The organism is Roseovarius mucosus (assembly GCF_002080415.1).
Classification (GTDB): Bacteria; Pseudomonadota; Alphaproteobacteria; order Rhodobacterales; family Rhodobacteraceae; genus Roseovarius; species Roseovarius mucosus_A.
The window spans coordinates 150,202-174,349 of the sequence record NZ_CP020474.1; the positions used below are offsets into that span (position 1 = coordinate 150,202).

Sequence of the window (24,148 nt, forward strand, 5' to 3'; positions counted from 1 at the left end):
ATGTATGACGCCCCAAAATTCGCGGAGACGACAGTGACCAATAACGATATCAAGATCGCCGCGCGCAAGGTGCAGGTTTATTATGGCGCGACGCATGCCATCAAGGACGTGGATGTCGATATCCTGGACAAGACCGTGACCGCCTTTATCGGCCCGTCGGGCTGTGGAAAATCCACATTCCTGCGCTGCATCAACCGGATGAACGACACAATCGACATCTGCCGCGTCGAGGGGGACATCCGCATCGACGGCGAAGACATCTACGACAAAAAGGTCGATCCGGTGCAATTGCGCGCCAAGGTGGGCATGGTGTTTCAGAAACCCAACCCGTTCCCCAAGTCGATCTATGACAACGTGGCGTATGGCCCGCGCATCCACGGGCTTGCCCGCACCAAGGCAGATCTCGACGAAATCGTCGAAAAATCCCTGCGCCGCGCCGCTCTCTGGAACGAGGCCAAGGACCGGCTCGATCAGCCCGGCACCGGCCTTTCGGGCGGCCAGCAACAGCGTCTGTGCATCGCCCGTGCCGTTGCCACCTCGCCCGAGGTTCTGTTGATGGACGAACCCTGCTCGGCGCTCGATCCCATCGCCACGGCGCAGGTCGAGGAATTGATCGACGAATTGCGGCAAGAGTTTTCTGTGGTGATCGTCACCCACTCGATGCAGCAGGCCGCGCGCGTCAGCCAGAAAACGGCCTTCTTCCACCTCGGTCATCTCGTCGAATTCGGCGATACCGGCCAGATTTTCACCAACCCCAAGGATGAGCGCACCGAAAGCTACATCACCGGGCGCATTGGCTAAGGAACGCTCCATGTCTGACCATCAGCACATCGTCTCATCCTTCGACCGCGACCTCGAGACCATTCAGGCCCATATCATGAAGATGGGCGGCATGGTCGAACGCGCAATCTCCGACGCCGCTCGCTCGCTTGAAACCCGCGATGACGAACTGGCAGAAGAGGTGCGCGGCCGCGACAAGGCGATTGACGCGCTCGAAGAGCAGATCAACGAAGAGGCCGCCCGCGTGCTGGCGCTGCGGTCGCCCGCCGCGCGCGATCTGCGGGTTGTCCTGACCGTGATCAAGATTTCCGCCAGCCTTGAACGCATCGGTGACTATGCCAAGAACATGGCAAAACGCACCTCGGTCCTCAGCCAGATGGCGGCTGTCAACGGCTCGCCCTCGGCCCTGCGGCGCATGGCCCGCGAGGTCGAAGAAATGCTGAAAGACGTGCTCGACGCTTATATCCAGCGCGACATGGACCTCGCCCATGAGGTGATCCGCCGCGACCTCGATGTCGATCAGATGTATAACGCGATCTTCCGCGAATTCCTGACCTTCATGATGGAAGATCCGCGCAACATCACGCCCTGCATGCATCTGCATTTCATCGCCAAGAACACCGAACGCATGGGCGATCTTGTCACCTCTATCGCTGAACAGGTGATCTACCTTGTCTCGGGCCAGTTCCCCGATGATCCGCGCCCCAAAAGCGATACGACCTCGGTTGACCCCAGCCTTGCGCCCAAGGGCAGCCACTAACACGAGGAGCCGCCGATGTCTGCTGATCAACCCACCGTCCTCTTGGTCGAGGATGAACCGGCACAGCGCGAAGTGTTGGGCTATAATCTCCAGGCCGACGGCTTTCATGTTCTGACCGCCAGCAATGGTGAAGAGGCGCTGTTGATGGTGGCGGAAATGCCCCCCGACATCATCGTTCTGGATTGGATGATGCCGAATGTGTCGGGCATCGAGGTCTGTCGCCAGCTCAAGACCCGCTCGGAAACGCGCGGCATCCCGATCATCATGCTCTCGGCCCGCTCTGAAGAGGTGGACCGCGTGCGCGGATTGGAAACCGGGGCCGATGACTATGTGATCAAACCCTATTCGCTGGTCGAACTGATGGCACGTGTGCGCGCCCAACTGCGCCGCACCCGCCCCGCTACAGTGGGCGAACGGCTGGAATATCTCGATATCGTGCTTGATGCCGAAACCCACCGCGTGACCCGCTGTGAAAAGCCGTTGAAACTCGGCCCTACGGAATTTCGCCTGCTGTCGACCTTCATGGAAAAACCGGGCCGCGTCTGGTCGCGCGAGCAACTTCTTGATCGCGTCTGGGGCCGTGACATCTATGTCGACACCCGCACCGTCGATGTCCATATCGGGCGGCTGCGCAAGGCGCTGTGCCAGCACGGCGGCGATGATCCGCTGCGCACCGTGCGCGGCGCGGGCTATGCCTTGGGCTGATCCCCGTCAGCGCGGCAGCAGGTCTTCATCCTCGGCCTGTCCCGCCAGCCAATCGCGGAACTTGCAGAGCGCCGGATCGCGCGCATTCTGGACGGGCCAAACAAGATAGTAAGCCCCGGAAATCAGCGTCTTGTCCCCCCAAGCTGATCTAAATCGGCCCGTCGCCAGATCCTGCTCTGCCAGATAATCCGGCAAAAGAGCGACCCCCAAACCATGCAACGCCGCCTGCGTGATGGTTGAAAATTGGTCATAGATGGTGCCGCTCACCTTGGCCCCGGTCACGCCCTGCGCTTCGAACCACGCAGGCCAGGCACCGGGGCGCGTCTCAATCTGCAAGAGCGGCAGGCGCATCAGGTCTGCCGCGCGTTCGATTGGCGCATGCGCTGCCAAGAATTCTGGCGTTGCCACCGCCACCACACGCTCGGTCCGCAGCCGGAGCGCTTCGGTGCCCAACCAATCGTGCTTGCCAAAATGTATGGCTGCATCAAAGGGTTCCGTGACAAAGTTAAACGGCTTCAGCCGTGTTGACAGGTTGATCGTCACTTCGGGATAAAGCCGCGCAAACTCGGCCAATCGCGGCACCAGCCAGCGCATCCCGAATGTCGGCAGAATCGCAAGGCTCAGACTCCCGCCCGCCGGATCCGTCGTTAGCTTGAGCGACGCTTGCGCAATCTGTTGCAGCGCGCCCCGGATTTTATCGGCATAATCGGCAGCTTCCGGCGTCAGGTAAATACCACGCCCTTGCCGCACGACCAACCCCACGCCAAGTTGATCCTCCAATGTTTTCAATTGCCTGCTGACCGCACTTTGCGTTTGCGACAGTTCCGCCGCCGCCGCTGTGGCGCTGCCCAAACGGTCCAGCGCCTCTAGCGCACGCAACGAGGCAATCGACGGAAGAAAGCGGCGGGGCAGGGTCATTCTTGCGGTTTACTCATACGTCTATGTGAATTTATCGTTATTCATCGGCGTTTTGCCAGTGTAACCTGTGCCCAACTCGCAAATTAAGTGACAGGAGCCCGCCATGAACGCCAATACTCCAACCCTGCGCGCCAAGGATGCCCCAGATCTCAACAGTTTTGATTGGGCCGATCCCTTTCGCCTCAATGATCAACTCTCCGAAGAAGAGCGTATGATCGCGGCAAGCGCCCGCACCTTTGCGCAGGAAGTTTTGCAACCGCACGTCATCGCCGCCTACCGCGAAGAGCGCGTTGACCCCGATATCTTCAAGGAAATGGGCCAAATGGGCCTCTTGGGCACCACCATCCCCGAGGAATACGGCGGGCTGGGTGCCAACTATGTCACCTATGGCCTTGTCGCCCGTGAAATCGAGCGGGTGGACTCGGGCTATCGGTCGATGATGAGCGTGCAATCCTCGCTCGTGATGTATCCGATCTATGCCTATGGCTCCGAGGAACAGCGGCGCAAATATCTGCCCGGTCTGGCCAGTGGTGATCTGATCGGCTGCTTCGGCCTGACAGAGCCGGATGCGGGCAGCGATCCTGCCGGCATGAAAACCCGCGCCATGCGCACAACGGGCGGCTATCGCCTGACCGGCAGCAAGATGTGGATTTCCAACAGCCCCATCGCGGATGTCTTTGTTGTCTGGGCCAAATCCGAGGCGCATGACGGCAAAATCCGTGGCTTCATCCTCGAAAAGGGCATGAAGGGTCTCAGCGCGCCCAAAGTGGGCGGCAAACTCTCCTTGCGCGCCTCTGTCACCGGCGAGATCGTGATGGATAACGTCGAGGTGCCGGAATCCGCTCTTTTGCCGAATGTTCAAGGGCTTAAAGGCCCCTTTGGATGTCTCAACCGCGCCCGCTATGGCATCGCATGGGGCGTTATGGGGTCCGCCGAATTCTGCTGGCACGCCTCTCGGCAATACGGGCTCGATCGCAAGCAGTTCAACCGCCCCTTGGCGCAAACCCAGCTTTTTCAGCTGAAACTGGCCAATATGCAAACCGAAATCACCCTCGGCCTGCAAGCGGCGCTGCGCGTCGGTCGCCTGATGGACGAGGCCAATGCCGCCCCTGAAATGATCTCGATGATCAAGCGCAACAATTGCGGCAAGGCGCTCGAAATAGCCCGTCACGCCCGCGATATGCACGGCGGCAACGGCATTTCCGAAGAGTTTCAGGTCATCCGCCACATGGTCAACCTTGAAACGGTCAACACCTACGAGGGCACGCATGATGTGCATGCCCTGATCCTTGGCCGGGCACAGACCGGGCTTCAGGCCTTCTTCTGATCCATGCCGGGGCTTGGCAACCTCTGGCGCGCAAGTGCCGCTGAAACCTACACCGCACAGCCCCTGCGCGGTGAACGCATGGTGGATCTGGCCATCATCGGCGCGGGGTTTACGGGCCTGTCGGCGGCGCTGCATGCAGCCGGGCAGGGGGCTGATGTCGCCGTGCTCGAGGCCGAAACCGTGGGCGAGGGCGGCTCTGGCCGCAACGTGGGCCTTGTCAACGCCGGGCTTTGGCTGCCACCCGATGATGTGTGCAAAATCCTCGGGCCTGGGCCGGGCGAACATCTTAACGCGGTTCTCGCCGAGGCCCCATCGCTGGTCTTTGACCTGATCGCACAGCATGGCATCGCCTGCGAGGCCACCCGCAACGGCACCCTGCATCTGGCCCACGCGCCCAAGGCGATGGCAGACCTGCAATCGCGCCACGCGCAATTGGCCGCACGCGGCGCGCCCGTGCGCCTGATTGACATGAACAGCACCGCGCAACGCACGGGCACGGATAGGTTTTATGGCGCATTGCACGATGCGCGCGCGGGCACGATTCAGCCGCTTTCCTATGCGCGCGGCTTGGCCCGCGCCGCCCATGACGCAGGCGCCTTGATCTGCGAGCAAACCCCTGTCACCGCCGCCGAACATCGCAGCGGCCAGTGGATCATCACCACCCCCGGCGGCAAACTCCGGGCGCGGCATCTGCTGATCGCCACCAATGCCTATCACCGCCCCGTCACCCATGTCTCGCGCCCCGATGTGCCGATAGTCGAGTATTTCCAGCTGGCGACTGCCCCCATCGGCGACAATCTGGCGGGCGATATTCTGGCAGGTGGCGAGGGGTGCTGGGATACGGGCCTCGTGATGACGTCCGTGCGCCGCGACGGGGCAGGGCGCGTTATACTGGGGGGCATGGGGGGGGATGTGACCGTTCATGCCAATTGGGCGCGGCGCAAGCTGACACAGCTTTTCCCGCGTCTGTCTGGTGTGGAAATTCAACACGCATGGGCCGGTCGCATCGCCATGACCCACGACCATTTGCCCCGGATTCAGCGCATGGGGCCGGGCGCTCTGGCGATCTTTGGCTATTCCGGGCGGGGCATCGGCCCCGGCACCGTCTTTGGCCGTGCCGCCGCGCTGGCGCTCTTGTCTGGCGATCACAGCGGCCTTCCTGTTCCCGTGGTCGAAAGCCATGCAGAGCAGTTCGTCACCCTCAAATCGCTCTATTACGAGACCGGCGCGCGGCTGGTTCATGCGGTGGCGGACCGCGGCTGAGCAGATTTGCACACTAAGTGTTGAACGCGTGCCAATTGCACCCCTTTGCTTCGGGTATATGTGGTCACCGGTAAGTTAACAGGAGCAGAACATGGCCCTCACCGACACCGGCGGCAGCTTTACCCAAGGCAATCTTTTTCGGCATATCTCGGTGATGTCCTTCACCTCAAGCATCGGCTTGATGGCTATCTTTGCCGTTGATCTTATTGATATTTTGTTCATTGCCATGCTCGGCCGCGAGGAATTGGCGGCCGCCGCAGGCTATGCCAGCACGATCATGTTCTTTGCAAGCGCCATCAACATCGGCCTCTCCATCGCCGCAGGGGCGCTTGTTGCACAGGCTGAAGGACGCAAAGACCGCGCCGCCGCGCGCGAAGCAGCCAGCGCAACGGCGGTATTTGCTGTGGCGGTGGGTCTGCTTGTGCCCCTTTTGGCCTTGCCTTTTGTCAATGAAATCCTCGGATTGGTGGGCGCAGACGGCGCGATGCGCGACATGGCGGCGACCTATCTGTGGATCATTCTGCCCTCTACCTTTGTTTCGGGCCTCTCGATGGTTGCCGTGGCAGTGTTGCGTGCCTATGGCGATGCGCGTGGGGCGATGTATCCCGCGCTCTTGGGCGCTGGTGTTAACCTTGTGCTTGATCCCATCCTGATCTTCAGCCTCAACATGGGCCTCGAAGGAGCGGCAGTGGCAACGGTTTTTGCGCGTATCGCGACCATGGCATTGGCCTTGGGCTATGCCATCTCGCGCTATCAGGCCTTTGCCAAACCACATTTCGCCTGCGTGGCGCGCGATTGCGGCGGCGCGATCAAGATTGCCGCGCCCGCGATGCTGGCAACCGTCGCAACCCCCGTCGGTGCCGCGATCGTGACGCGGGAAATGGCCAAATATGGCGCAGATGCTGTGGCCGGTATGGCGGTGATCAATCGGCTGGTGCCCGTTGTTTTTTCGGTGGTTCTGGCGCTCTCTGGGGCCATCGGGCCGATTTTTGGCCAGAATTTTGGGGCAGGGCGGCTGGACCGGGTGCAAGAGACCTTCTTTGACGGGCTCAAGTTTCTGGCTCTCTACGTGCTCACGATGTCGGCGCTGCTCTTTGTGCTTCGCGGGCCGATTGCTGATCTTTTTGACGCCACCGGACAGATGCGCAGCTTGCTCTACCTCTACCTAGGCCCGCTGGCGCTTGCGTCCTTTTTCAACGGGGCGATCTTCATTGCCAATGCCTCGTTCAACAACCTTGGCCATCCGGGCTATTCGACATGGATCAACTGGGCGCGCAACACGCTGGGGATTTGGCCCTTTGCGGTGGCCTTCGGGATGATCTGGGGCGCGCCGGGGGTTCTTTTGGGTCAGGCGCTTGGCGGGGTGGTCTTTGCCGGTGTCGCCACATGGCTCAGCCTGCGCGTGATCGAAGCACCGTGTAAGGATCCTTTGTTGGGGCATTTCTCATGCCCCGACCAACGCATGCAGGTGGTGATGAACCGGTGCAGCCGGTCCTGAAGGTCTATATCCTTAATTCGCATAATCAGTATTATGTAATTAATATAGATCACGAAAACCGCGTCACGGCACACAGCTTTCGCTGTAAATCACTTAAAAACCACACCTTACACCTTCCTTTTGATGTGAGACTCCTTGCAACAACAGTGATCAGAATACACATCACCCTGCAGATGCGCGCGGTACGACCACGCAGGCCTCGACTCGGAACGGATTCGCGGTTTAAGAGAAGATTGCAGGAGTTTTACCATGACCGCACTTCTCTTTCTGAACGGACCCAATCTTAATCTTTTGGGCACACGACAGCCCGAGGTTTACGGGCACACAACCCTCGCTGATATCGAAACCATGTGTCAGGATGCCGCCCGTCGGCGCGGCGTCACTCTTGCTTTTTTCCAGAGCAATCACGAAGGCGCGCTGCTCGATCAGATTCACGCGGCACGTGGCACCTATGACGGCATCATTCTGAACGCCGGTGCCTATACCCATACCTCTGTGGCGCTGATGGATGCCATCAGTTCGGTCGCCATTCCGACCATCGAACTGCATCTGTCGAATGTGCATGCGCGCGAGGCGTTTCGCCATCAGTCCTACATTGCCCGCGTCGCCGTTGGGGTGATCTGCGGCTTTGGCGCGCAAGGCTATGTTCTGGCGCTTGATGCGATGCTCGGCCATCTGGAGCGTGCCGGATGATCGAAGCCGCGAGGGTCAACACCCTGCTCAATGCCGCCACGATTGAGGAACTGTGGGATCATCATACCCAGTTCATGGCAGAGTATGGCTTTGACCGGCTGATCTATGGCTACACACGGTATCGCACCGCAACATCGCTCGGCGATCCCGACGATTTCCTAATGCTGACAAATCACGATCCCTGCTACACGAATGTCTTTGTGGGTGAAGGTCTCTATTTCAACGCGCCCATGGTGCGTTGGGCGCTTGAAAATGAAGGCGCCTGCTCTTGGTCTGTGCTGCGCCACATGACCGACAGCGGCACCCTCACCCCCCAGGAACGCCGGGTCGTCGAGTTCAACCATGCCCATGGTGTGACGGCAGGCTATTCCATCAGTTTCAAATCGTTCAGCCCGCGCACCAAAGGCGCGATTGCCCTCACGGCGCGAAAGGGCGTAACTCAGTCAGAGGTGGACGACCTCTGGGAACGGTGCGGCGAGCAGATCCTTGCCCTCAACAATGTCGCACATCTGCGCATTCTCTCGCTGCCCTATTGCGCACCGGGCCGCGCCCTGACCCTACGACAGCGCCAAGTGTTGGGCTGGGTTGGCGACGGCAAGACGATCCAAGACACCGCCACCATCATGGGCCTGACCCCGGCCACCGTTGAAAAGCACCTGCGCCTCGCGCGACAGGCGCTGTCTGTTGAAACCACGGCACAGGCGGTGCTCAAGGCGGCATTCCAGAACCAGATCTTTTTTATTGAAAAATAGTCAATAAAATGAAGCCTGTAAGCGATGGTATGGATTTCCTTACTTTCGCAAGTTGACGTTACGTAGCATGATCAGATCGTTCCGTGAGTGGTGGCTATTTTGCCTGGGAACAAATGTGGGCAGGATCGTTTGATCAATTGACAGGCGGTGTTTCTCACTCCGGCTAATCCGGATGTCGGCCGTTGGTTCTTATTTATCGGGACTGACGGTCGGCGCTACCTGATCGGTGTTTCATCCCCAATAGACGCGCCGGTCAAGAAACGGTGCCTTCCGCAAGGAAGGCACCGTTTTTTCATTTAGACCTCAGGCCCAAAGCGCAGAAAATAAAAAAGGGCGCCCCACCGGGACGCCCTGTCTGAGTGATCAGTCGGGCGGATCAGCCCTGAGCGACCTTGGCCACCTCTGCGGCAAAGTCCTCTTCTTTCTTCTCGATGCCTTCGCCGACTTCCAACCGCACGAATGCGGAGATCTCGGTGCCGGCTTCCTTGGCCGCGGCCTCGACCGTCAGATCGGGGTTCATCACAAACGCCTGACCCATCAACGTGACTTCTGCCATGAACTTGGCCATCCGGCCCACGATCATCTTTTCGATCACCGCGTCCGGCTTGCCGGATTCGCGCGCGATGTCGATCTGCACCTGACGCTCTTTTTCAACAATCGCCGGGTCCAGAACCGCCTCGTTCAACGCGGCGGGGTTGGTCGCGGCAACATGCATGGCCACCTGACGGGCAAAGCTCTCATCGCCCTTGAACGCCACGAGAACGCCAATCTTGCCCATGCCCTCAGCGGCGGCATTGTGGACATAGGCCACCACGCCGTCACCCTCAACGCGGGCCATGCGGCGCAGCGCCATGTTCTCGCCAATGGTCGCGATCTTGTCGGTCACGAGATCGGCAACAGCCTTACCGTTCACGGTTGCAGCCTTCAGCGCGTCCACGTCAGCCACGTCAACGGCAGCCTCCGCGATCGAGGCAACCATGCCCTGAAAATCCGCGTTCTTTGCGACGAAATCGGTTTCGGAATTGATCTCAACCGCGACACCAACGCCATTCGCAACCTTGACGGCAACCAGACCCTCGGCAGCGGTGCGCCCGGATTTCTTGGCGGCCTTGGCCAGACCCTTGGTGCGCAGCCAGTCAACCGCCGCTTCCATATCGCCATCTGTCTCAGTCAACGCTTTCTTTGCGTCCATCATGCCTGCGCCTGTGCTCTCGCGCAGTTCTTTTACCATTGCAGCAGTGATCGCCATCTCGGCTCTCCTCAAATTCGGTCTCGGGATTGGGGGCGGGAATACCCCTGCCCCCATGTCAGTTTGATGACGGTGCCTCAGCTCTCGGCTTCGGCCAGCGCTTCTTCGACCGGCAGGTTTTCCAACGCGCCCATGTCAACGCCCGCAGCACCCAACTGTGCCGACATACCGTCAAGCGCAGCACGGCTGACCAGATCGCAATAAAGCGCAATGGCACGTGCGGCGTCATCGTTGCCGGGGATGATGTAATCAATGCCCGCAGGCGAGCAATTGGTGTCCACGATGCCCACAACCGGAATGCCCAGCTTGTTGGCTTCGGCCACGGCAAGCGCCTCTTTCTTGACGTCGATCACGAACAACATGTCCGGCACGCCGCCCATTTCGCGGATCCCGCCCAGGCTGGCCTGAAGCTTGATCTGGTCGCGCTCGATGCCCAGACGCTCTTTCTTGGTCAGGCCCTCTGCCCCATGCTCCATCATCTCGTCGATCTGCTTCAGACGCTGGATCGACTTGGACACGGTCTGCCAGTTGGTCAGCGTGCCACCCAGCCAACGGTGGTTCATGTAATACTGGGCGCATTTCTCTGCGGCTTCGGCGATCGGCTGTGCGGCCTGACGCTTGGTGCCGACAAACAGGATGCGGCCGTTCTTGGCCACGGTCTCACGGATTGCATGCAGCGCGGCATCAAGCAGCGGCACGGTCTGGGTGAGGTCCATGATATGGATGCCATTGCGCGCGCCATAAATGAATTCGCCCATGCGGGGATTCCAACGCTGCGTCTGGTGACCAAAGTGAACGCCAGCTTCCAACAACTGACGCATCGTGAACTCGGGAAGAGCCATTACAAAGTTCCTTTTCCGGTTTTCGCCTCGGCACGGGAAGAGAAGCGGATGCTTCAACCGGTGGACGGTTGGGGATGTCTCCCCCAACAGCCCGCCCATGCCTGCGGGTTACAGTGGCGCGCGTATACCTGCCCTCTGGCCCCTATACAAGCCCCGCTCAGGTATTTTGAGCGACGTCGCCAACAGGGCCCTATGCCCCATTGTGAGCGGGGTCTATTGTGCCTAGATATCCGCGTGATCCGCAGGATGGAACCGTGATGAACACTCCCTTTGACGATCTGCCCCCTCCGCCGCGCAAACCAAAACGCTTCGGCGGCCTGCGCGCGTCCTTTCTCACCGGGCTTGTGGTCATTGCCCCTGTGGGCCTGACCGTCTGGTTGATGTGGACATTGATCGGCTGGGTCGATGGGTTTGTCCTGCCGCTCATCCCCGCACAGTATCAGCCCGAACAATATATCGGCATCAACCTGCGCGGTGTCGGGGTGATCATCTTTCTGATCTTCACCGTGCTCGTGGGCTGGGTGGCCAAGGGGCTGATCGGGCGGTCCCTGATCCTCTTCGCGGAATCTCTTGTGAACCGTATGCCGGTGGTGCGCTCGATCTATTCTGGCGTCAAACAGATTGCCGAAACGGTCTTTGCCCAATCCGAACGCAGCTTCGAAAAGGCCTGTTTGGTCGAATATCCGCGCAAGGGGATCTGGGCCATCGGCTTTATCTCGACCGAGGCGCGCGGCGAGATCAACCAAAAGGCCCGGACCGACGGCGCGGTGCTCAGCGTCTTCGTCCCGACCACGCCCAACCCCACCTCAGGCTTTCTGCTCTATTTCCCGCGCGAGGATGTGATCGAACTGGATATGAGCATCGAAGACGCCGCCAAACTGGTGATTTCCGCCGGTCTGGTCTATCCGGATCAGAAGAAATCCGAGGAAATGCGCAAAAAATCAGAGGATTAGGGGGCATTTGCCCCAGACATCCCGCGCGCCATCCCATGCGGCCCTGTCATGCAACAGAGCGCCAGACTTTGTTTCATCTGGCCCAAAATACCTCGGGGGTCCGGGGGCCGCGCCCCCGGCCTCTCCTCTCAGAGCGCGGTCCATCCCCCATCAACACTGATCGTGGTGCCGGTGATCTGCGCCGCCGCATCCGAGCATAGAAACAGCGCCGTGCCGCCCAACTGCTCGGTCGTGGCGAATTCCTTGGACGGTTGCCGCTCCAACATGACCTTCTCGATCACCTCTTCCCGCCCCATACCGTATTTCTCCATCGTATCGGGGATCTGCGCCTCGACCAGCGGCGTCAGCACATAGCCCGGACAGATCGCATTGGCGGTGATCGGCTCTTTCGCGGTTTCCAGCGCCGTAACCTTGGTCAGGCCCACGATGCCATGTTTGGCCGCCACATAGGCAGATTTATAGGGGCTCGCGGTCAGACCATGGGCACTTGCGATATTGATCACCCGGCCCCACCCCGCCTTGCGCATCATCGGCAGCGCAGCGGCCGTGGTGTGAAACGCGGAATTCAGATTGATCGCGATGATCGCGTCCCATTTCTCGCTCGGAAACGCGTCAATCGGCGCGACATGCTGAATACCGGCGTTGTTGACCAGAATATCGCAACGCCCCGCCTTTTCGATCAGCGCCCGGCATTGATCGCCCTTGGACATATCCGCCTGAATATAGCGCACCTCAACACCCGTCTCCTTGGCGATTCTCGCGGCCAGCGCATGATCCTCTTCCGAATCGGTAAAAGAGTTGAGCACCACATTGACCCCGGCCCGCGCCAGTTCTTCGGCGATGCCAAGTCCGATGCCGGAATTCGAGCCGGTAATGACGGCGGTCTTGCCTTTAACAGTCATGCGGTTTCTCCCAATAAACATTGCGTGCGCAGCATATATGCTGCATCTGCAAATTGCACGGGGAATAGCCATACTGCCTGCCAGACAGGCGCAAAAAAAACGCCCGCACGAAGCGGGCGTTAAGTTATTGAGGCAGGTTTCATACAGGCAAGAAACCTATCGAGCAGTGCCCCCTTTATAAGCAATCCTGCGCCGCAGTCCAAGCTAAAAGTTTGAAAAGCCTTGAATCCCTCTTTAGGGTCCGACCCAAGGAAACAAGGGCATCAAGGGATTGTCGCTGAAATGAGATCAGATTTATTCCGCCATATCCGGGCCGGACTGACCGCGATGCTCTTGGTCTGGGCGGGTGGTCCGGGGCTTGCCGCCCCCGCGCATGGCATAGCTATGTATAGTGCCCCGGCGCTGCCACCTGATTTTGTGTCCCTGCCCTATGCCAACCCCGACGCGCCCAAGGGGGGCCGGGTCGTCACCGGCAATGTCGGCGGCTTTGATTCGCTCAACCCCTTCATCCTGCGCGGCACCCCGCCTTGGCAATTGGCTGACCTCACCCATGAGACGCTGATGGGCCGCTCTTGGGATGAGCCCTTCACACTTTATGGCCTTTTGGCCGAATCGGTCGAGACGGATGAAGACCGCACATGGGTCGAATTCACTCTGCGCCCCGAGGCCCGATTCTCCGATGGCGCGCCCGTGACCATCGAGGATGTGATCTGGTCCTACGAGACTTTGGGCACCGCAGGCCACCCGCGCTATCGCGGCTTCTGGACCAAGGTCGCCAGCATCGCGCAAACCGGCCCGCGCTCCGTGCGCCTGACCTTCTCCGAAGAGGATCGCGAATTGGCGCTTCTGGCCGGCCTGCGCCCGATCCTGCAAAAATCGCAATGGCAGGGGCGCGACATCACAGAAGCCGGGATCGAGGACATCCCCATCGGCACCGGCCCCTATGTGGTCAACGATTACGAGGTCAATCGCCACGTCACCCTGAAGCGCAACCCAGACTATTGGGGCCGCGCCCTACCCCTGCGGCGCGGCACCCATAATTTCGACGAAATCCGCATCGAATTCTACGGCGATGACACCGTGCTGAAAGAGGCGTTCAAGGCGGGGCTGGTCAGCTATGTGCGCGAATTCAACGCCGAGGCCTGGGCCAGCCAATATGATTTCCCCGCCGTTCAGCGCGGCGACATTACCTTAAGCGAAATCCCCCATGGCAAACCTTCGGGCATGACCGGCTTTGTGATGAACACCCGCCGTGCGCCGCTGGATGATTGGCGCGTGCGCGAGGCGCTGATCACCGCCTTCAACTTCGAGTATATCAACGACACCCTCACTGGCGGGCGACAGCCGCGCATCACCTCTTATTTCTCGGGCTCGGAACTCGGCATGGATCATGGCGCCGCGACGGGCCGCGTGCGCGCCCTGCTGGACCCTTTCGCCGATACGCTCCCGCCCGGCACGCTAGAGGGGTACAGCCTGCCAGTGGGCGATGGCACCGCGCGCAACCGTGGCAATCTGCGCCGCGCCGCCGACCTCCTGCAAGAGGCAGGCTGGCGGGTCGAGAATGGGCAGCTTGTCAACGCAGCGGGCCAACCGCTCACCCTCACCGTGCTCCTGCAACAGGATGGCCTCATGGCACAGGCCAGCGCCATGATGGATATCTACGCCCGCGCGCTTGAACGTCTGGGCATCACCCTCAAGCTCGAGATGACCGATAAGGCGCAATATGCCGAGCGTGAGGCCCAGTTTGATTTTGACCTCACCATGATGCGCCGCTCGCTCTCGCTCAGCCCCGGCAATGAACAGACCTTCTATTGGGGGGCCGAGTATGCCGACCAACCCGGCAGCCGTAACTTGATGGGCATGAAATCCCCCGCCGCCGAGGCGATGATCCGCGCCATGCTGACCGCCCGTGACCGCACCGAGTTTGTCGCCGCCACCCGCGCGCTTGACCGGGTGCTGACAGCAGGGCGTTACGTGATCCCGATCCATCAATATAGCGTGGGTCGTATTGCGCATAAGTCACAGTTGACATACCCTTCAGACCGGCTGCCGATCTATGGGGATGGCATTGGATTCCTCCCCGAGGTATGGTGGTTACAAGACTAATAATAAAAAATCGCAGCAGACACAGGCAAATGACAGGCAAACCCATGCGAAAACTGATTGCGCTCGCCCTTCTCGCGTCGCTGGCCGGATGCGCCACGATTGATGGTGTAGGACGGGATATATCCGGGGCGGCACGCGGCGTTCAGAGCTGGTTCTGATCCACTCGGCGCGCCTTTCCCCAAGCGTTTTATCGCCTGCTCCCTCTTGGGTGCGGGCCGGTTTTCCTGTGATCCGGAGGTGTCCATGCCTTTCCCCTTGACGCCCCCGCCCATCCTGTCAAAACCCGCCCCATGAGCACCGCAACCCTGACCATCGACCTAGACGCCATCGTGGCCAACTGGCGCGCGCTGGATGCTATGAACACCAGCGAAACCGCTGCCGTGGTCAAGGCTGATGCCTATGGCCTTGGTGCCGCCCGCGTGGCCCCAACCCTCGCGCGCGCCGGCGCGCGGCATTTCTTCGTCGCCGTCGCCGAAGAGGGCGCACCCTTGCGCGAGATGCTGGGCGCGGTCCCGGCAATCTATGTGTTTTCCGGCCATATGCCCGGCGATGCCGAGATGCTCCGCGCGCATAAGCTCATTCCGATGATCAATTCCCTCGATCAGATGATCCGCCATGCAGAGGCTTTGCCGGGGCATCCGTTTGGTATCCAGCTTGATAGCGGCATGAACCGTCTGGGCATGGAGCCTGCCGAATGGGCCGCCCTGCGCCAGATTGCGCTCGCGCAAAATCCAACCCTCATCATGTCGCACCTCGCCTGCGCCGATGAACCCGATCACGCCATGAATCCGCAACAACTTGCCACCTTCCGCGAGATGACAGATGGGCTCGACGTGCCGCGCAGCTTTGCCAATACCGGCGGCATCCTGCTTGATGCAGCCTATCATTTTGATCTCGCCCGTCCCGGCATCGGCGTTTACGGCGGGCGTCCGTTCGACGCAGCACACCCCGTTGTCACCCTCGACATCCCCGTGATCCAGTGCCGCGATCTTTTGCCCGGCGAAACGGTGGGCTATGCCAACAGCTTCACCGCCACCCGCCCCACCCGCATCGCCACCGTTGCGGCAGGCTATGCCGATGGCATCCTGCGGGCCATGGGGCCCAAGACCAGCCTTTGGGCGGATGACACCCCCTGCCCCATCGCGGGCCGCATCTCCATGGATCTGATCTGCGTCGACATCACCGATCTCGGCCACGATCCCGCCAGCCTGCAACTTATCGGGCCACATCAGACCATCGACACACTGGCCGATAACGCAGGCACCATCGGTTATGAAATCCTGACCTCACTGGGGGCGCGCTATACGCGGCGCTATATCGGCGGATGAGTTTTATTCTTGGTTTTCTGGCCTCTATTGGCCGCACCGTGCTGGCAGGTCTGGCCGCCATCGGGCGCATCGCGCTCTTTGCGGCGGATACGATCAGCCAATTGGCGCGCCCGCCCTTCTACTTTCGCGAATTCCTGCACGCGCTGGTGCAGATCGGCTGGCTCTCGCTGCCGGTGGTGGGCATGACCGCGCTCTTTACCGGCGGCGCGCTGGCGCTTCAGATTTACGCGGGCGGCGCGCGCTTCAACGCTGAAACCGTGGTGCCCTCGATTGTCGCCATCGGCCTCACCCGTGAACTTGGCCCCGTTCTGGGCGGCCTCATGGTGGCCGCGCGCGTCGCCTCCTCCATCGCCGCCGAGATTGGCACGATGAAGGTGACAGAGCAGATCGACGCGCTCACCACCCTCTCCACCAACCCGATGAAATACCTCACCCTGCCCCGCGTTCTGGCCGCGACGCTGGCCGTTCCGGTTCTTGTGGGCGTGGGCGACGTGCTGGGCATCATGGGCGGGTTTCTTGTGGGCGTGGGGCGGCTCGATTTCTCCGCCGCCACCTATCTGCACAACACGATTGATTTTCTGGAAACCTGGGATGTGGTGTCGGGCCTCATCAAGGGCGCGGCCTTCGGCTTTATCGTGGCGCTGATGGGCTGCTACTATGGCATGAACTCGGGCCGCGGCGCGCAGGGCGTGGGCCGCGCCACCAAATCGGCGGTTGTGGCGGCAAGCGTGCTGATCCTCGCCTCCAACTACCTCCTGACAGAACTGTTTTTCGCGTCATGATAGAGCTTCACAACGTCCACAAAGCCTTTGGTTCCAACCGCGTCCTGCGCGGCGTTGATCTGACTATTCCCTCTGCCACCTCGCTTGTCATCATCGGCGGCTCAGGCACCGGCAAATCCGTGGCGCTGAAATGTATTCTCGGCCTCATCCGCCCCGACAGCGGCACCATCACTCTCGACGGCCAAGACGTGACCAAGGGCGACCGCGACGCTTTTCTCGCCCGCTTCGGCATGCTCTTTCAGGGCGGCGCGCTCTTTGACTCGCTGCCCGTCTGGCAAAACGTCGCCTTCCGTTTGCTGCGCGGCTCCCTCAAACGTCCCCTGCCCGAGGCACGCGACATTGCCATCGAGAAACTGCGCCGCGTCGGCCTAAAACCCGATGTCGCCGATAAATTCCCCGCCGAGCTTTCGGGTGGCATGCAAAAGCGTGTGGGCCTCGCCCGCGCCATCGCCGCCGAACCCGAGATCATCTTCTTTGACGAGCCCACCACCGGCCTCGATCCCATCATGGCGGGCGTGATCAACGACCTGATCCGCGAAATCGTTACCGAAATGGGCGCCACCGCCATGACCATCACCCACGATATGACATCTGTGCGCGCCATCGCCGACAATGTCGCCATGCTGCATGACGGCGTGATCAAATGGACCGGCCCCGTGTCCGAGATGGACCATTCCGGCGATCCCTACCTTGACCAGTTCATCCACGGCCGCGCCGAGGGACCGATCGAGGCGGTGCGGTGAACGCAGCCCTGCGATACGGAAATCTTGCACTTCTTGCGCTTTTCCCCCTCGCGTGGTTCGCGCCCCTCTTGCGCGCAGGGATTGACCTACCGCTCTTTGGTCTCTCCGAAATCAGCATCATCTCCGGCCTGCAAGCGCTCTGGCAGAGCGATGTCTACTTGGCCCTTCTGGTCACGGTCTTTGCCCTCTTCGCCCCCTATCTCAAGACCATCGGCTTGACCCTTCTCGATTTTGGTCTTCTCTCGCCGCGCGCCCTACCCGCGCTGCATCTCTTGGGCAAACTCGCCATGGCCGATATTTTCCTCATCGCGCTCTACATCATCGTGGTCAAAGGTGTCGGTCTCGCGCGGGTCGAGGTGGCCTGGGGTCTCTACCTCTTTACCGCCTGCATCCTCGCCTCTCTCGCGATCAGCCTCAGGCACCGGCACAATCCCCCCAACTCTCCGGATACTGTCTGATTTCACGCAACAATTGCGGGGCAGTCACGCCACACTCCGCTAAACTTGACTCCGGGGTGATGGATTTAACGCTATGCCTTTTGGGCAATCGGCGTAAACTTGCCGATATTGGAGATGAACTTTCGGGGGGAAGTCATGACCGCCACTTTGAAATCTGCTGCACTCTTAACCCATTCCATTTTGCAACGTCTGGCCTTTATCACCTTTCTGCTCTGCGCTCTTTGTCTCAGCGCCGCGACCATCGCCGCCATCATCGGGGCTTTGCCTTGGCTCCAGTTCAGCGTCGCCTTTGGCGGCACGCTCTACGATAACGCAGGCCAGATCACCCAGATCGGCCTGACCGTTCTGGCGGTGCTGCTCTGCGTCTTTCTGCCTGCCAATGCCCGCATCATGGCGTTGGAAACCTCGCACCGGCGGTTCAACATCGGCATGCAGGACGTGGCCCGCGCCTATCACGCGGCCCATGCGGCGGATCGCGCCGGTCTATTCCGCCTCTCGTCCGAATTCGACGCGGTGCGCGAACGCCTCGCCTACTTGCGTGACCACCCTGATCTGGGCACGCTGGAACCGGACCTTTTAGAGGTCGCGGCGCAAATGTCCCATATCAGCCGGGAATTGGCGCAGGTCTATTCCGACGACCGTATCGCCCGCGCCCGAAACTTCCTCACGCAGCGCCAGCAAGAGGTCGAGGCCTTCAATGCCCGGCTCGATCAGGCCAAGCAAATCACCCGCGAACTCAAACACTGGTCCCACGAGGTCGAGCTAGAGGAAAGCGTCGCCGCAAGCCAATTGCAACGCCTGCGCGACGACCTGCGTGACGTGCTGCCAGAACTGGGGCTTGAGGATATGTTGCGCCATGACGGCACCGTGATCGACATCACCCAAAAGGCCGCCGAATAACCATCTCCGAGGTTTCGCATTTGACCGCGCCCGCCGCTTGGGGCATCAGGCGGGTATGGCAAAACCCGGCACCTTCACCTGCACGGCCTGCGGCGCGGTTCACAACCGCTGGTCGGGGCGTTGCGACGCCTGCGGCGAATGGAACAGCATTATCGAGGAAGCGCCGCTTTCGACCGGCCCCAAAGGCAAAACGCTGGGCGGCAAACGCGGCACGCCCCTCATCCTCACCGATCTTTCAACCGAAGAGGCGCCGCCGCCCCGCACCCTCTCTGGCATCGGCGAATTAGACCGCGTTTTGGGCGGCGGCCTTGTACCCTCCAGTGCCATTCTGGTGGGCGGCGATCCGGGGATCGGCAAATCCACACTGCTCTTGCAGGCCGCCGCGCGCTTTGCGGGCGCGGGCCTCAAAACCTTCTACATCTCCGGCGAAGAGGCCAGCGCGCAGGTCCGCATGCGGGCGCAGCGCTTGGGCTTGGGCGAGGCCCCTATCAAACTTGCCGCCGCCACATCGCTGCGCGACATCCTGACCACGATGGAATCCGAAAAGCCGGATCTCGTGATCATCGACTCGATCCAGACCGTCTGGTCCGACACGGTCGAGGCCGCCCCCGGCAGCGTCAGCCAGGTGCGCGCCGCCGCCCATGAACTGACCAGCTTTGCCAAACGCTTTGGCACCTCCGTGATCCTTGTCGGCCATGTCACCAAGGACGGCCAGATCGCTGGCCCCCGCGTGGTCGAACACATGGTCGATTGCGTGCTCTATTTCGAGGGCGAGCGCGGCCATCAATTCCGTATCCTGCGGTCGGTCAAGAACCGCTTTGGCCCGGCGGACGAGATTGGCGTGTTCGAGATGACGGGCGCAGGGCTGGCCGAGGTTGCCAACCCCTCTGCCCTCTTTCTCTCGGGGCGCGGCGCGCCCACCCCCGGCTCGGTCGTGTTTTCCGGCATCGAGGGCACGCGCCCCCTGCTTGTCGAGATGCAGGCGCTTGTTGCCCCCACCCCGCATGCCCAACCGCGCCGCGCGGTTGTGGGATGGGACGGCGCGCGGCTTGCGATGATTCTCGCCGTGCTCGAGGCGCGCTGCGGCATCCCCTTTGCAGGGCTTGATGTCTATCTCAACGTCGCCGGTGGTCTCAAGATCAGCGAACCCGCCGCCGATTTGGCCGTTGCCGCCGCTCTTTTGAGCGCGCGTGAGGATACCGCCCTCCCCGCAGAAACCGTAGTTTTCGGCGAAATCAGCCTCTCTGGCGCGCTGCGTCCGGTGGGCCAGACCGAAAACAGGTTGAAAGAGGCGCAAAAACTTGGTTTCACAGCCGCGATTACCCCGTCGGGTGGCAAGACGACGGGCGACAGTGGTCTCAAACTTACCCATATGGGCGATCTGACCACATTCGTGGGTGACATTTTCGGCGCGGGTTAGGCGTCTATCGAGACAGGAAGAGGCATATGGAAGGTTTTACCATCATCGACGGCGTCGTAGCGCTGTTCATCGTGCTCTCGGCACTGCTCGCCTATTCGCGCGGCTTTGTGCGCGAATCTCTGGCCATCGCAGGCTGGGTTGTGGCGGGCATTCTCGCCTTTATCTTCGCCCCGCAGGTGGAACCGCTGGTCAAGGAAATCCCCGTAATCGGCGAATTCATCGCCGATAGCTGCGAACTTTCGATGATCGGGGCCTTCGCGGTGGTCTTTGCCGTGGGGCTGATCATTGCCTCTCTGATCACACCGCTCTTTTCGTCGCTGGTGCAACGCTCGGTTCTGGGCGGATTGGATCAGGGGCTTGGCTTTGTCTTTGGCGTGGCGCGCGGCGTACTGCTGATTGCCATCGCCTATTTCGTCTATCAGACGGTGATATCCTCGCAATCCATCCAGATCATCGACGATAGCCGCTCGGCCCGTGTCTTCTCGCAACTGACCGGCAAGATCGAAGACCGCAACCCCGATGAGGCCTTGGGCTGGATCACCCGGCAATACGAACAGCTGATCGCCAAATGCGAGGCACCGCAGTAACCCATGCTCCCGCAGAGCCCCGTTCTCGCCCTTTTCTTCATGGCCGTGGCCGGGCTTGCCGTGGCCATTCAGGCTCCGCTCAATTCGGCCCTCGGACGCAGCATCGAAAGCTCGGTCGCGGCGGCGGCTGTCTCTTTTGGCGTTGGCTTTGTGGCACTGGTGCTCTTGGTGGCGCTCTCGGGGGATAGCGCCGCTTTTGGTCGCGCGGCCCTAGCGCCACGCTGGCTTTTGCTAGGGGGCCTGCTTGGGGCCTTCTTTGTCTGGGCCTCCCTCTGGAGCGTGCCGGTTCTGGGCGTGCTCACCACCACGGCAGCGCTCATTCTTGGCCAAATGGTGGGGTCCATGGTGCTCGATTACATCGGTGCCTTTGGCATCGCGGCGCGCGATCTCTCCTGGACACGGCTCACCGCCGCCCTCTTGGTGGGAACCGGCGTTATTCTTTCCCGGTTCTGACGCGGCGGCCCCCATCGCATCCCCACGTTATCTGTGATAGTTTCGTGACATGCGTCGCCTGAGCGCGTATGACACGCCCAAGCGATATCCATGGATTCGGAGCTGCCCGCTTTGCCCAAACATATGCCCCCCGCCCACCCCTTCGACGATGACAAGCTGAAGGAGGAATGCGGAATATTTGGCGTGATCGGTCTGACCGACGCGGCCAATTTCGTAGCCCTCGGCCTGCATGCCCTGCAACATCGTGGCCAAGAGGCTGGCGGCATTGTCAGCCATTGCCCCGACCAAGGTTTCAATTCCGTGCGCCGCTTTGGCTATGTGCGCGACAACTTCACCAGCCAATCGCTGATGGAAACCCTGCCCGGCCCGCTGGCTATCGGCCATGTGCGCTACTCCACCGCCGGGGCCAAAGGGGCCGCCATCCGCGATGTGCAGCCCTTCTTTGGCGAGTTTTCCATGGGCGGTGCGGCGATTGCCCATAATGGCAACATCACCAACGCCATCGCGCTGCGCAAGGAACTGATCGAACGCGGCTCGATCTTTCAGTCCGGTTCGGACACGGAATGTATCATTCACCTCATGGCCCGCTCGCTGCAGCGCAACATCCCCGAACGGATGGAAGATGCGCTGCGCCGGGTCGAGGGGGCGTTTTCCGTGGTCGCCATGACCCGCTCCAAACTGATCGGCGTGCGCGATCCCTTGGGCGTGCGCCCGCTGGTCTTGGGTCAATTGGGCGAAGGCTGGGTGCTCAGTTCGGAAACCTGCGCGCTCGACATCATCGGTGCCACCTTCGTACGCGAGATCGAGCCCGGCGAAATGGTGGTGATTTCCGCCAAAAGCGGCGTCGAAAGCCATTTTCCCTTCCGCCGCCAATCCTCGCGCTTCTGTATCTTCGAGCATGTCTATTTCTCGCGCCCCGATTCCATTATCGGTGGCCGCTCTGTTTATGAAACCCGCCATCAAATCGGGGTGGAACTGGCGCGTGAAGCCCCGGTTGATGCCGATCTTGTCTGCCCCGTCCCCGATAGCGGCACGCCTGCAGCCATCGGCTATAGCCACGAATCGGGCATTCCCTTTGCAATGGGGATCATCCGAAACCAGTACATGGGCCGGACATTTATCGAACCCACCGAACAGATCCGCAACATGGGCGTGCGCCTCAAACTCAACGTCAACCGCGCCCTGATCGAGGGCAAGCGCGTCATCCTCGTGGATGACAGCGTGGTGCGCGGCACCACCAGCCGCAAGATCAAAGAGATGATCCTTGATGCCGGTGCCGCCGAGGTGCATTTCCGGATCGCGTCGCCGCCCACGGCTTGGCCGTGCTTTTACGGGGTCGACACACCGCAGCGGGAAAAACTGCTCGCCGCCACCATGTCCGAGGATGAGATGCGCGATCACTTGCAGGTGGACAGCCTCAAGTTCATCTCGCTCGACGGTCTCTATCGCGCCGTAGGCGAGGCCGGCGGGCGTAATGCCAAATGCCCGCAATATTGCGATGCCTGCTTCTCGGGCGAATACCCGGTGGCCCCCTCCGACATGATCGAAAAAGGCTTCGCGCTGAAAGCCGCCGAATAACACCGCTCCGCTCAGCCCTGAAACCCGGCTGAGCGGATAATTGCGCGTAAAATGCTGCATTGCGGCAACTCCTTGCCGATGCGCGCAGGCCCCCCTTCTCCCTGCCCCCTGCCCTGTCTAGATGCCCCCAAAGCATCTTACGAAAGAGGCACAGGGTGACAGATCAAACAGAAACTCCTCCCGCCACATTAGAGGCCGCAACCCTGCGCGGCGCTCTGCCCGATGCCGGGCTTGTTCTGCTGGGCACATTGCACGGCCCGTCCCATGCCCGTGCGCTGTTGCGCGTAAGGGGCGCGGTCCACACCGTCGAGGTTGGCACAGACCTTGGCAGCGCGACCGTCGCCGCCATTGGCGAAGGGGTCGTGATCCTCGCCCGCGCAGGCCGCAGCGAACGCCTCAGTCTGCCCGCCTCCTGATCCTATGCACCCAAAGAAAAACGCCGCCCCTTTTACAGAGGCGGCGTTTCTTTGACGTCTTACGCTTGGCGCGCGGCTCAGCCCTTGCGCGCGCGGATCAGCACGGTTGCCCCGGTCACGATCATCGCCGCGATCACAGCCTTGACCGCATCGCCCAGCAGGAAGGGTGCCATCCACCCCGACCACAGCGCATCCGCGCTCTTGCCCAGCATCGCCGCAGGCCATGCAAGCCCCGGAATATAAAGCAGCGCCGAAATGCCCATGCCACAGAGCGCCGTGGATACGACGCCGCGCGCCAGACCACGCTCGACCGCAAGACCGGCCAGATAGGCCATGGCGACAAACCCAAAAAGGAAACCGGCGGTCGGCCCCATCAACGCCACACCGTTCAATCCACCTGCAAACACCGGCAGGCCCATCGCGCCCTCAGCCAGATAGGCTAGCAGCGTCAGCGCACCCAGACGCGAGCCAAAGGTCAACCCGACCATCAGGATCGCCAGCGTCTGAAGTGTGAGCGGCACCGGATAGAACGGCACACTGATCTGTGCCGCCACAGCAATCAGGAAAGAGCCGCCTAGAACCAGCCCCACCTTCCGGAGCACTGTGTCGTGACCGATCACGGCCTTGGTCAAAACTGTATCGCGCATGGTTCGCGTCCCTCTGTTATGTCTCTGGCACGACTTTTTCGCTGCATGCGCGAGAAAGTCAAGCGATTGCCCTTGAATTGCCCCGCAA

The 24,148-nt window shown here is 61.0% G+C and carries 26 protein-coding genes; 21 read left to right on the forward strand and 5 right to left on the reverse strand.

Features of this window, described 5'->3' with window-relative positions:
- Genes pstB through phoB form a run of 3 tightly spaced genes read left to right on the forward strand, consistent with a single transcriptional unit; the run spans position 1 to position 2,245 of the window.
- The gene (pstB, locus tag ROSMUCSMR3_RS00720; RefSeq protein ID WP_008280907.1) at positions 1-801 is read left to right on the forward strand and encodes a phosphate ABC transporter ATP-binding protein PstB; all 801 of its coding nucleotides are present in this window, start codon (positions 1-3) and stop codon (positions 799-801) included.
- A 10-nt stretch (positions 802-811) separates the two neighbouring features.
- Complete coding sequence (gene phoU, locus ROSMUCSMR3_RS00725; RefSeq protein ID WP_008280908.1) at positions 812-1,540, forward strand: phosphate signaling complex protein PhoU; 729 nt, start codon at positions 812-814, stop codon at positions 1,538-1,540.
- Positions 1,541-1,555: 15 nt separating this feature from the next.
- Positions 1,556-2,245: a phosphate regulon transcriptional regulator PhoB gene (phoB, locus tag ROSMUCSMR3_RS00730; protein WP_008280909.1), complete on the forward strand. Its 690-nt coding sequence runs from the start codon at positions 1,556-1,558 to the stop codon at positions 2,243-2,245.
- Between the two features lie 6 nt (positions 2,246-2,251).
- On the opposite strand, the gene ROSMUCSMR3_RS00735 is transcribed toward phoB, so the two are convergent.
- A complete protein-coding gene (locus tag ROSMUCSMR3_RS00735) occupies positions 2,252-3,163 on the reverse strand; it encodes a LysR substrate-binding domain-containing protein (RefSeq protein WP_081506135.1) in 912 nt (303 codons plus the stop codon).
- Positions 3,164-3,266: 103 nt separating this feature from the next.
- On the opposite strand from ROSMUCSMR3_RS00735, the gene ROSMUCSMR3_RS00740 reads away from it, so the two are divergent.
- The 5 genes from ROSMUCSMR3_RS00740 to ROSMUCSMR3_RS00760 all read left to right on the forward strand — a co-directional run bounded on the left by ROSMUCSMR3_RS00740 (position 3,267) and on the right by ROSMUCSMR3_RS00760 (position 8,696).
- Positions 3,267-4,490 carry an acyl-CoA dehydrogenase gene (locus ROSMUCSMR3_RS00740; protein ID WP_081506136.1) on the forward strand — a complete coding sequence of 408 codons (1,224 nt, stop codon included), beginning with the start codon at positions 3,267-3,269 and terminating at the stop codon, positions 4,488-4,490.
- Between the two features lie 3 nt (positions 4,491-4,493).
- The gene (locus ROSMUCSMR3_RS00745) at positions 4,494-5,753 is read left to right on the forward strand and encodes an NAD(P)/FAD-dependent oxidoreductase (protein WP_081506137.1); all 1,260 of its coding nucleotides are present in this window, start codon (positions 4,494-4,496) and stop codon (positions 5,751-5,753) included.
- A gap of 91 nt (positions 5,754-5,844) precedes the next feature.
- Positions 5,845-7,251: an MATE family efflux transporter gene (locus ROSMUCSMR3_RS00750; protein ID WP_081506138.1), complete on the forward strand. Its 1,407-nt coding sequence runs from the start codon at positions 5,845-5,847 to the stop codon at positions 7,249-7,251.
- Positions 7,252-7,500: 249 nt separating this feature from the next.
- Entirely contained in the window at positions 7,501-7,944 is a 444-nt protein-coding gene (gene aroQ / locus ROSMUCSMR3_RS00755; RefSeq protein ID WP_081506139.1) for a type II 3-dehydroquinate dehydratase, read from the forward strand.
- On the forward strand, positions 7,941-8,696 hold the full coding sequence (locus ROSMUCSMR3_RS00760) for a LuxR family transcriptional regulator (protein ID WP_008280915.1): 756 nt from the start codon (positions 7,941-7,943) through the stop codon (positions 8,694-8,696). The genes aroQ and ROSMUCSMR3_RS00760 overlap by 4 nt, the downstream gene beginning before the upstream one ends.
- Positions 8,697-9,072: 376 nt before the next feature.
- On the opposite strand, the gene tsf is transcribed toward ROSMUCSMR3_RS00760, so the two are convergent.
- Both tsf and rpsB read right to left on the reverse strand, forming a co-directional pair.
- Positions 9,073-9,945, reverse strand: coding sequence for a translation elongation factor Ts (tsf, locus tag ROSMUCSMR3_RS00765; RefSeq protein WP_081506140.1), 873 nt, complete (start codon positions 9,943-9,945; stop codon positions 9,073-9,075).
- Between the two features lie 77 nt (positions 9,946-10,022).
- Positions 10,023-10,787: a 30S ribosomal protein S2 gene (gene rpsB, locus ROSMUCSMR3_RS00770; protein WP_037297615.1), complete on the reverse strand. Its 765-nt coding sequence runs from the start codon at positions 10,785-10,787 to the stop codon at positions 10,023-10,025.
- 257 nt (positions 10,788-11,044) lie between these two features.
- Here rpsB and ROSMUCSMR3_RS00775 point away from each other — a divergent pair, with 257 nt between their 5' ends.
- The gene (locus tag ROSMUCSMR3_RS00775) at positions 11,045-11,740 is read left to right on the forward strand and encodes a DUF502 domain-containing protein (protein WP_008280918.1); all 696 of its coding nucleotides are present in this window, start codon (positions 11,045-11,047) and stop codon (positions 11,738-11,740) included.
- Between the two features lie 128 nt (positions 11,741-11,868).
- On the opposite strand, the gene ROSMUCSMR3_RS00780 is transcribed toward ROSMUCSMR3_RS00775, so the two are convergent.
- Complete coding sequence (locus tag ROSMUCSMR3_RS00780; RefSeq protein ID WP_037297722.1) at positions 11,869-12,642, reverse strand: 3-hydroxybutyrate dehydrogenase; 774 nt, start codon at positions 12,640-12,642, stop codon at positions 11,869-11,871.
- Between the two features lie 282 nt (positions 12,643-12,924).
- Here ROSMUCSMR3_RS00780 and ROSMUCSMR3_RS00785 point away from each other — a divergent pair, with 282 nt between their 5' ends.
- The 12 genes from ROSMUCSMR3_RS00785 (at position 12,925) to ROSMUCSMR3_RS00840 (ending at position 23,413) form a co-directional block, all read left to right on the forward strand.
- Positions 12,925-14,748 carry an extracellular solute-binding protein gene (locus tag ROSMUCSMR3_RS00785; protein WP_081506141.1) on the forward strand — a complete coding sequence of 608 codons (1,824 nt, stop codon included), beginning with the start codon at positions 12,925-12,927 and terminating at the stop codon, positions 14,746-14,748.
- Between the two features lie 44 nt (positions 14,749-14,792).
- Positions 14,793-14,906, forward strand: a complete 114-nt coding sequence (locus ROSMUCSMR3_RS00790; RefSeq protein WP_112303172.1) for an entericidin EcnA/B family protein — start codon at positions 14,793-14,795, stop codon at positions 14,904-14,906.
- Between the two features lie 132 nt (positions 14,907-15,038).
- Positions 15,039-16,076 (forward strand): alanine racemase, encoded by a 1,038-nt coding sequence (gene alr / locus ROSMUCSMR3_RS00795; protein WP_081506142.1) that lies wholly within the window; start codon positions 15,039-15,041, stop codon positions 16,074-16,076.
- Positions 16,073-16,858 (forward strand): MlaE family ABC transporter permease, encoded by a 786-nt coding sequence (locus ROSMUCSMR3_RS00800; protein WP_081506143.1) that lies wholly within the window; start codon positions 16,073-16,075, stop codon positions 16,856-16,858. Before alr ends, ROSMUCSMR3_RS00800 begins: the two co-directional genes overlap by 4 nt.
- Positions 16,855-17,601 carry an ABC transporter ATP-binding protein gene (locus ROSMUCSMR3_RS00805; protein ID WP_081506144.1) on the forward strand — a complete coding sequence of 249 codons (747 nt, stop codon included), beginning with the start codon at positions 16,855-16,857 and terminating at the stop codon, positions 17,599-17,601. The genes ROSMUCSMR3_RS00800 and ROSMUCSMR3_RS00805 overlap by 4 nt, the downstream gene beginning before the upstream one ends.
- The gene (locus tag ROSMUCSMR3_RS00810) at positions 17,598-18,059 is read left to right on the forward strand and encodes a paraquat-inducible protein A (RefSeq protein WP_081506145.1); all 462 of its coding nucleotides are present in this window, start codon (positions 17,598-17,600) and stop codon (positions 18,057-18,059) included. The genes ROSMUCSMR3_RS00805 and ROSMUCSMR3_RS00810 overlap by 4 nt, the downstream gene beginning before the upstream one ends.
- 135 nt (positions 18,060-18,194) lie before the next feature.
- Entirely contained in the window at positions 18,195-18,959 is a 765-nt protein-coding gene (locus tag ROSMUCSMR3_RS00815) for a DNA repair protein (RefSeq protein ID WP_081506146.1), read from the forward strand.
- 55 nt (positions 18,960-19,014) lie between these two features.
- Positions 19,015-20,379 carry a DNA repair protein RadA gene (gene radA / locus ROSMUCSMR3_RS00820; protein WP_081506147.1) on the forward strand — a complete coding sequence of 455 codons (1,365 nt, stop codon included), beginning with the start codon at positions 19,015-19,017 and terminating at the stop codon, positions 20,377-20,379.
- A gap of 26 nt (positions 20,380-20,405) precedes the next feature.
- On the forward strand, positions 20,406-20,966 hold the full coding sequence (locus ROSMUCSMR3_RS00825; protein WP_008280928.1) for a CvpA family protein: 561 nt from the start codon (positions 20,406-20,408) through the stop codon (positions 20,964-20,966).
- A 3-nt stretch (positions 20,967-20,969) separates the two neighbouring features.
- Positions 20,970-21,419 (forward strand): DMT family transporter, encoded by a 450-nt coding sequence (locus ROSMUCSMR3_RS00830; RefSeq protein ID WP_008280929.1) that lies wholly within the window; start codon positions 20,970-20,972, stop codon positions 21,417-21,419.
- A gap of 123 nt (positions 21,420-21,542) precedes the next feature.
- Positions 21,543-22,997, forward strand: coding sequence for an amidophosphoribosyltransferase (gene purF / locus ROSMUCSMR3_RS00835; RefSeq protein WP_037297727.1), 1,455 nt, complete (start codon positions 21,543-21,545; stop codon positions 22,995-22,997).
- A gap of 155 nt (positions 22,998-23,152) precedes the next feature.
- Positions 23,153-23,413 carry a hypothetical protein gene (locus ROSMUCSMR3_RS00840; protein WP_081506148.1) on the forward strand — a complete coding sequence of 87 codons (261 nt, stop codon included), beginning with the start codon at positions 23,153-23,155 and terminating at the stop codon, positions 23,411-23,413.
- 77 nt (positions 23,414-23,490) lie between these two features.
- On the opposite strand, the gene ROSMUCSMR3_RS00845 is transcribed toward ROSMUCSMR3_RS00840, so the two are convergent.
- Positions 23,491-24,060, reverse strand: a complete 570-nt coding sequence (locus ROSMUCSMR3_RS00845) for a biotin transporter BioY (protein ID WP_008280932.1) — start codon at positions 24,058-24,060, stop codon at positions 23,491-23,493.
- Positions 24,061-24,148 lie beyond the last annotated feature (88 nt).